6 protein-coding genes are annotated in these 7,371 nt (G+C 45.4%); 3 read left to right on the top strand and 3 right to left on the bottom strand.

Annotation, left to right across the window (positions count from 1 at the left end; all coding sequences use genetic code 11):
* Positions 1-35 precede the first annotated feature (35 nt).
* The 3 genes from V6C93_RS15650 to V6C93_RS15640 all read left to right on the top strand — a co-directional run bounded on the left by V6C93_RS15650 (position 36) and on the right by V6C93_RS15640 (position 2,292).
* A complete protein-coding gene (locus tag V6C93_RS15650; protein WP_333477595.1) occupies positions 36-530 on the top strand; it encodes a DUF928 domain-containing protein in 495 nt (164 codons plus the stop codon).
* A 126-nt stretch (positions 531-656) separates the two neighbouring features.
* Positions 657-1,034: a DUF2358 domain-containing protein gene (locus tag V6C93_RS15645; protein ID WP_333477594.1), complete on the top strand. Its 378-nt coding sequence runs from the start codon at positions 657-659 to the stop codon at positions 1,032-1,034.
* A gap of 76 nt (positions 1,035-1,110) precedes the next feature.
* Entirely contained in the window at positions 1,111-2,292 is a 1,182-nt protein-coding gene (locus V6C93_RS15640) for a TRC40/GET3/ArsA family transport-energizing ATPase (RefSeq protein WP_333477593.1), read from the top strand.
* A 147-nt stretch (positions 2,293-2,439) separates the two neighbouring features.
* On the opposite strand, the gene V6C93_RS15635 is transcribed toward V6C93_RS15640, so the two are convergent.
* The 3 genes from V6C93_RS15635 to V6C93_RS15625 are packed head-to-tail and all read right to left on the bottom strand — an operon-like array spanning position 2,440 to position 7,306.
* A complete protein-coding gene (locus V6C93_RS15635) occupies positions 2,440-4,935 on the bottom strand; it encodes a response regulator (RefSeq protein WP_333477592.1) in 2,496 nt (831 codons plus the stop codon).
* A 17-nt stretch (positions 4,936-4,952) separates the two neighbouring features.
* Positions 4,953-5,348 (bottom strand): response regulator, encoded by a 396-nt coding sequence (locus V6C93_RS15630; protein WP_333477591.1) that lies wholly within the window; start codon positions 5,346-5,348, stop codon positions 4,953-4,955.
* Positions 5,349-5,350: 2 nt separating this feature from the next.
* On the bottom strand, positions 5,351-7,306 hold the full coding sequence (locus V6C93_RS15625; RefSeq protein ID WP_333477590.1) for an ATP-binding protein: 1,956 nt from the start codon (positions 7,304-7,306) through the stop codon (positions 5,351-5,353).
* Positions 7,307-7,371: the final 65 nt, after the last annotated feature.

Below are 7,371 nucleotides of genomic sequence, written 5' to 3'. Positions count from 1 at the left end.
GTATGTTTACGAGTTGGTAATCGTACATGCCTAGGATGAGTGATTGGGGTGGAGCAGCAGCAGCACCAGCAATAGAGTTTACTCTGAAAGATACTAATGGTCACAAGATTTACTCAGCCATCTATCCTTTGACCAAATCTGCTGACGGCTCTGTAGGCACCCCTGGCATCATGAGCTTAAGTTTGGCTAAACCCTACACCCTGGCAGTTGGTCAACAATATACGTGGCAGTTAAGGGTAACCTGTGATTCCACAACCCCAGATCGGTCAAATGATCAGTTTGCTCAAGGTGGCATCACGCGAGTCGCATCTCCTCCAATTCTTGCACGTCGCCTCCAGCAAGCAACTCCGGAAGAGCGTATTATTCTCTATGCAAGAGCTAAACTGTGGTATGAAATGCTGGCAGAACTGGTGAAGCTGCGACGCGATCGCCCAAATGACCAGAACCTAGCAGATGCTTGGGAAAAACTTTTTATCGCAGTGGGCTTAGACCGTGTTTCTCAAGTACCGAGAACAACTAACAACCCATAAAAAGCGAACTGGATATTAGGCTTTTAAACCAGAATTGGTAAAAGCAAGGCAGCAGCATTGCTTCTATTTCGATACAGCATACCCTACTGTAGCTGTATAAGTGGATTAGAGAGCCTCTGGAATTCGATGGACATTATCCAAATCCTCAAAGAAGACTATCAACGCTTCCCAGCGGACCAAACCTACAACATCTATGCGCCCGATGTCTTCTTTAAAGACCCGATGAACCAGTTCCAGGGCATAGAGCGTTACAAGAAAATGATAAGTTTTATCAACACATGGTTCGGTGAACCCAAGCTCGATCTCCATGAGATTCAGCGGTCAGGACACACTATTAAGACGCGCTGGACACTCCGCTGGACTACACCCTTACCCTGGCGTCCTCGAATTGCAATCCCCGGCTGGAGTGAATTAAAGCTCAATGCTGACGAACTGATTACGTCCCATATTGACTACTGGGACTGCTCTCGATTGGATGTACTAAAACAACATCTGCCGTTCTAAAAAAAAAATTAAAGAGATAATAAATAATGTAAACACATATAAGGCAGACGCAAACAACTGTGTCGCAGAATCATCCATGCGTGTAATTCTTATGACCGGCAAGGGAGGAGTCGGAAAGACTTCCGTTGCTGCTGCTACCGGACTCCGTTGTGCTGAACTCGGCTATCGAACACTTGTCCTGAGTACCGACCCCGCTCACTCTTTGGCAGATAGTTTTGATCTTGAACTCAGCCATGAACCCCGATTAGTTCGTCCAAATCTATGGGGAGCCGAACTCGACGCTCTGATGGAATTGGAAGGAAACTGGGGTGCAGTTAAGCGATATATCACTCAGGTTCTGCAAGCACGAGGATTAGACGGCGTTCAAGCAGAAGAATTGGCCATTCTTCCTGGCATGGATGAAATTTTCGGTCTCGTGCGCATGAAACGTCACTATGACGAAAATGAGTACGATGTCCTGATTATTGACTCTGCGCCTACGGGTACGGCTTTGCGGTTATTGAGCTTACCAGAAGTCAGTGGCTGGTATATGCGCCGCTTTTATAAGCCACTGCAAAAAATGTCGGTTGCCTTAAGACCACTTGTCGAACCCTTGTGGAAACCGATCGCAGGTTTTTCCTTGCCTGACAAAGAGGTGATGGATGCTCCCTACGAATTCTACGAGCAAATTGAAGCTCTGGAAAAGGTACTCACGGACAACACCCAAACCTCGGTGCGTTTAGTCACCAATCCCGAAAAGATGGTGATTAAAGAATCGTTACGTGCCCATGCCTACTTGAGCCTGTACAATGTCGCAACTGATTTAGTTGTGGCGAATCGGATTATTCCCGATCAAGTTACTGACCCCTTCTTCCAGCGCTGGAAGGAGAATCAACAGCAGTACCGCCAGGAAATTCACGAAAACTTCCATCCCCTACCGGTGAAAGAGGTTCCTCTCTACTCAGAAGAGATGTGTGGCTTACAGGCTTTGGAGCGATTGAAGGAAACGCTGTATGCTTCGGAAGACCCAACTCAGGTCTACTATCAGGAAAGCACGATTCGGGTAGTACAGAACAATAACCAATACAGCCTAGAACTCTACCTGCCTGGTATACCAAAAGACCGGATACAGCTGAGCAAAACAGGGGATGAACTCAATGTGCGGATTGGCAACCATCGGCGTAACTTAGTACTCCCCCAAGCCTTAGCGGCTCTGCAACCTTCTGGAGCCAAGATGGAAGAAGATTACCTGAAAATTCAGTTTGCCGTCGGTGCCTAAGGTGTAGTTTGGCAAAGCTAAGCGATCGCATCAAGCAGGATGAGGCCGCGTCTAGCCCACCTGTTTTGCAAGATTTCTTGAGGGGCACGATCCGATCGTGCCCTTACCCTGGAATGTATGCAACTGTGACCCATTGCCTTTGAGTTTCTAATTTTGAGCCGCTTCAAGCAAATCGATTAGGCGATCGTAACGAAAGTTTTTGATCAAATCGGCTATGGCTTCGGCTAAAGGAGTGTAGACAGAAGGGATTTGCTCCATGAGCCGGAAAATCTCTTCATCATTCACAGAGTCAACCGCCTGGTACAGCTTATCAGTCCACTCCGGTGGCATGACTTGGAACGAGGAAGGCTGTAGCACAAAGGATGAATCCAGTTGATTGCCTTGCGCACTTCCTCTGGCAGCGACTGGCTCTGTGCTTTCTAAAGGGGCTAGCTCTTCATAGACATAACGCACGCCCAGGTATTGAGCCATTTTTTCAAAAATTACTTCTTCTCGAAAGGGTTTACGCACAAAGTCATCACAGCCGACTGATACAATTAGGTTGCGCTCCTCCTCGAAGGCACTAGCCGTAAGGGCAATAATGACCGTTTCAACTTTGGATTGGGGATTTTCTGGTTCTTCCCTACCCCCCTCACTCAAATTCCGGAACTCCTCTACGCCTATTCCTGTGTTCTCTCTTTCCTTCTGCTTCGCTTTAATTTGGGCGGTGGCTTCATACCCATCCATCACTGGCATCCGCATATCCATCCAAATCAAGTGAGGTTGAAATGTGTTCCACCGCTCTAGGGCTTCTTGACCATTTACTGCTTCCTGGACTGAGAAGCCTAACGATTCCAGAAGTTTCACCAGCAGAAGGCGACTCTCTTGGGCATCGTCAACCACCAAGATGCGATACTCTGGTTGTCCAGCTTCTAAGCCGATGACTCGGCGAGTGGGCTGGAGCATCGGAATTTCAGCTGGCGAACTGAGACTAACCTCAACATCAAACTTAAAAACACTTCCCTTCCCAAAACGGCTGTTAACGGTGATATCCCCCCCCATCAGTTGCACGAATTTTCGACTTATGGGCAAACCTAACCCAGTTCCTTCGGAGGATTTCCGACCCGTTGCGGTTTGTGTAAACGCTTCAAAAATCAAGTCCATGTCTTCTGGTGCAATGCCGGGGCCAGTGTCTTCCACTTCAAAGATGAGGGAGTAGGCATTAGGGAGTGGGCAGTGGGGAATAGGTTGAGCTTCTTCTCGATTCCCTATTCCCCATTCCCTATTCCCCATTCCTACGCGCAGCGTTACACGTCCTGAGGCAGTAAATTTGATCGCGTTTCCCAGGAGGTTGATTAAGACTTGGCGCAGCTTACTCTCGTCAGTTTGCACATATCGAGGAATACGGGGGGCCCGGTCAAAAATTAACTGTAAGCTTTTCTTTTGAGCGGGTAACTGAAACATGGCTTCAAGACTGTCCAGCAGGTGGTACAGGTCACAGTCTTGTTGATCTAGAGTCACCTTCCCCACTTCAATTTTGGACATTTGCAGAACGTCATTAATGAGTGCGAGTAAATGTTCGCCGCTGCGATTGATAATTTCTATAAAATCGCGTTGCTCTTGCGTCAGGGATGAGTCACGGGTGAGCAATTGAGTGAAGCCGAGAATCGCATTGAGCGGAGTGCGGAGTTCGTGGCTCATATTCGCGAGGAATTGGCTTTTGGCTAGGTTGGCTCGCTCAGCGGCTTCTTTCGCTTCCTGCATCGCGGCTTCTGCCTGTTTGCGCTCGCTAATATCGTGACTCACAGCAATGACACAGCGTTCTCCATTCAGGTGAATGAATTCGGCTGATAGCAGCGCTGTTTTGACAACGCCGGACTTGGTTCGGAACTCAAATTCATCGTTGCGAATAGTACCTTTCTCGGACAATACCTGGAACAGTTGGGCGCGGGCTTCCCAATTCACCCACAGATTCAGCTCAAGGGCGGTATGAGCAAGGATTTCTTCACGGGTATAGCCCGTGAAGTGACAGAAGCTATCATTGACCTCGATATGGCAACCATCACTCAACCGGATGAGCGTAATAGCGCTAGGACTAGAACGAAAGGCTCCTGCAAATTTTTCTTCCGATTGGCGCAGTTCTGCCTCGGCTTTGGCTAATTCAGTCGTGCGTTCAGCCACTTTTTGTTCTAAGGACGAGTTTAATTGTTCCAACTCCTGATTCATGTGCTGGAGTTGGGCATTTTGTTGAGCTAGCTTTTTATCTTGAAGATAACTATTTACAGCTTCTACTACTGTTAGTCTAAAGTCTTCAAACTGCCAGGGTTTAGATATATAGCGATACAAATTTGCATATTTAATAGCATTGCCTACCGCTTCTAAATCTGCTTGTCCTGTCAGCATTATTTTGAGGGTTTTCGGTAAAATGCTATGGATACGTTTTAAGAGTTCATCTCCTTTAATATAGGGCATTAGATAATCGGATATAATCAAAGGAATTTCATATTCCTCTTCTATTAATTCTTCTAATAAAGTTAAAGTCTCTGCCCCTCCAGTGACTGTCTCAATTAGGTATTCGTCTCCTAAGATTTTTTGAAGCTCTATTTCCAGGCTATCCAGGATAGATTGCTCATCATCAACACATAAGATTACAGGTTTATTCATTGTAAGCGTAAAATTTTCTATATTTTTTTTAAGCCTGATTGAATAGCTTCAAGCAAGTCATTCGTATTCCAAGGCTTGTATAAATAAGTATGCAAATTGGCGTAAACTTTAGCCCTTTCGATCGCTTGTAAGTCAGCTTGTCCTGTCAACATGATTGTAATGATGCTCGGGTATTGATTATGGATAGATATGAGGAATTCATCTCCCTTCATACCGGGCATTAACCAATCTGATACAATCAGGAGCAGGTCTACCTCATCCTCGACTAATTCTTCAATAATTTCCAAGGCTTCATCAGCGTTTTCAGCAAATTCATAGAGGTAAGCATCATCAAAGGCTTTTCGGAGTTCTATCTCTAGACTCTCTAAGACCACTACTTCATCGTCAACACATAAAATCGCTGGCTTAGGCATAGCTAGTTTCCGTATCTATCGTTTAGCTCAAGAGGTAAGGATACGGTAAATGTGGTTTGCCCCGGCACAGAGTTCACCGAAATCGTTCCCTGATGTTTCTCAATAATCTTCTTAACAATATCTAATCCTAATCCGCTGCCTTCTCCCGCCGCTTTAGTTGTAAAGAAGGGCTTAAAAATTTTTGGCATAATCCCAGGAGGAATCCCCCTACCACTATCAGTGATGCTGACTAGCACATTTGTCTCTTGCTTTATCACATCAATCTCTAAGGTTCCCTGATAGTCCATTGCTTGTAGAGAATTGTGGAGAAGATTCGTCCAAACTTGATTCAGTTCATCAGGATAGCACAACAGTGGGGGCAAGTCTTCATAGTTTCTCCTCACTTCTACATTATGTTTTATTTGGTTGTGATAGAGAGTTAATACGGTTTCAATTCCCTCCGTAATATTAGCCTTTACTTTTTCGCCTAAGAAGTCATAACGGGCATATTTTTTGAGAGCAAAAACAACTTTGGCTGCACGCTCTGTAGCTGTGGCGATGGTTCGGGTACTCTTCTGGACACTCATCAACTCGTAGACGGTCTTTAAAATCGTTGGGCTGTCAGGGTCTTTTAACAAGGGTAAAAGAGGGTTAATATCATCCCACACGCCGATGTTGACCAGGATACTGGCAAGGCTATCCGCATTATTTATGGAATGAGCTTCGAGTTGATGCTTTAAATCTTTTTTAATTTGACGTTTTTCTTTGCTTGATAAGGTATCCGTTCGTTGGTTTTGCTGAGAAATAAGAGCGAAGAAATCTTGCTGACGTTCTTGGGATAGATTGTCTAAGAAGTGGGGTAACTGTTCTAGATTGTGGGTGAAGAAATCTGCAATATTTCCAATAGATGAATGAATGGCTCCCAGTGGGGTATTGATTTCATGGGCAACGCCAGCTACCAATTGTCCGAGGGCTGCCATTTTTTCCGATTGAATCAGTTCTTCTTGGGTGGCTTTGAGATAGTCCAGGGCTTGTGAAAGTTCTTGGGTGCGGTGCTGGACTTGAATTTCTAAGGTACGATTATATTCGGCTAATAACTTTTCAGTATTTTTGCGTTCGGTGATATCTTGAAAGGCAGCGATCGCATATACCACTTTACCCTGTTCATCAAAAATTGGCGTAGCCCACACCTCCAACGGAATAATCTTATCGCCTTGGTGAATCTCTATATTATTGGCGGTCGATCTTTCGCCGTTCAATGCCTGTATCAGTGGCTGTTGAGTAGTAGGGTATAGGTGAGCAGTTCCCTCAAAATAGGCTTGATAAACTTCTGGTAATTGAGACACCGTGGCTTCCGGTGCAATCCCTTGACCTAGTAACTGCTGGGCCGTCTGATTCGCGTAGTAAGTTTTACCGCTCGCATCAATTACGAACACACCAACCGGCACCGCTTCTAGAAATTGAGTTAGCTTTCTTTCACTATCGCGTAGCGCCTCTTGAACTCGTTGGCGTTCAGCAACTTCTTTCTGTAAATTTTTTAATAATTCACATTGAGCCTGCTGTGCTAAACGCTCTTTTTGTAGTCCTTCTTTCATCTGCTCCACATGTCGCAGAGTTTTGTTGGTCGTAATTTCTAAATCCTGAAGATTAAGCGGTTTAGTTAAGAAGTCAAACGCGCCACGATTCATTGCCGCTCTGATATTGTCCATATCGCCATAGGCAGAAATAATAATGGATCGGATGCTGGGATATTGCTCAGAGAGATTGGTGAGCAACGTTAGCCCATCCATTTGGGGCATATTGATATCCGTTAATACAATATCGATATCGGGTTGAGACTCTAGCTGGGAGAGCGCTTCTAAACCATTGTTAGCAAAAAAAAACTCGATTTCCTTGTGCCGGATGTTTCGCCTAAATTTTTGGCAAATTAGGGGTTCCAAGTCTGGTTCATCATCCACAACCAATATTTTGGCTGGCATAGTATCATCAACAGAGCAGGGTTAGCTACAAGTTAAAGATTTTGGCTTGAGATTGTCAAGGCCGA

Origin of the sequence: Allocoleopsis sp. (assembly GCF_036703385.1) — a bacterium.
Classification (GTDB): Bacteria; Cyanobacteriota; Cyanobacteriia; order Cyanobacteriales; family Coleofasciculaceae; genus Allocoleopsis.
The sequence above is the reverse complement of the archived record's forward strand: the minus strand, read 5'-3'. Positions and strand labels throughout refer to the sequence as shown.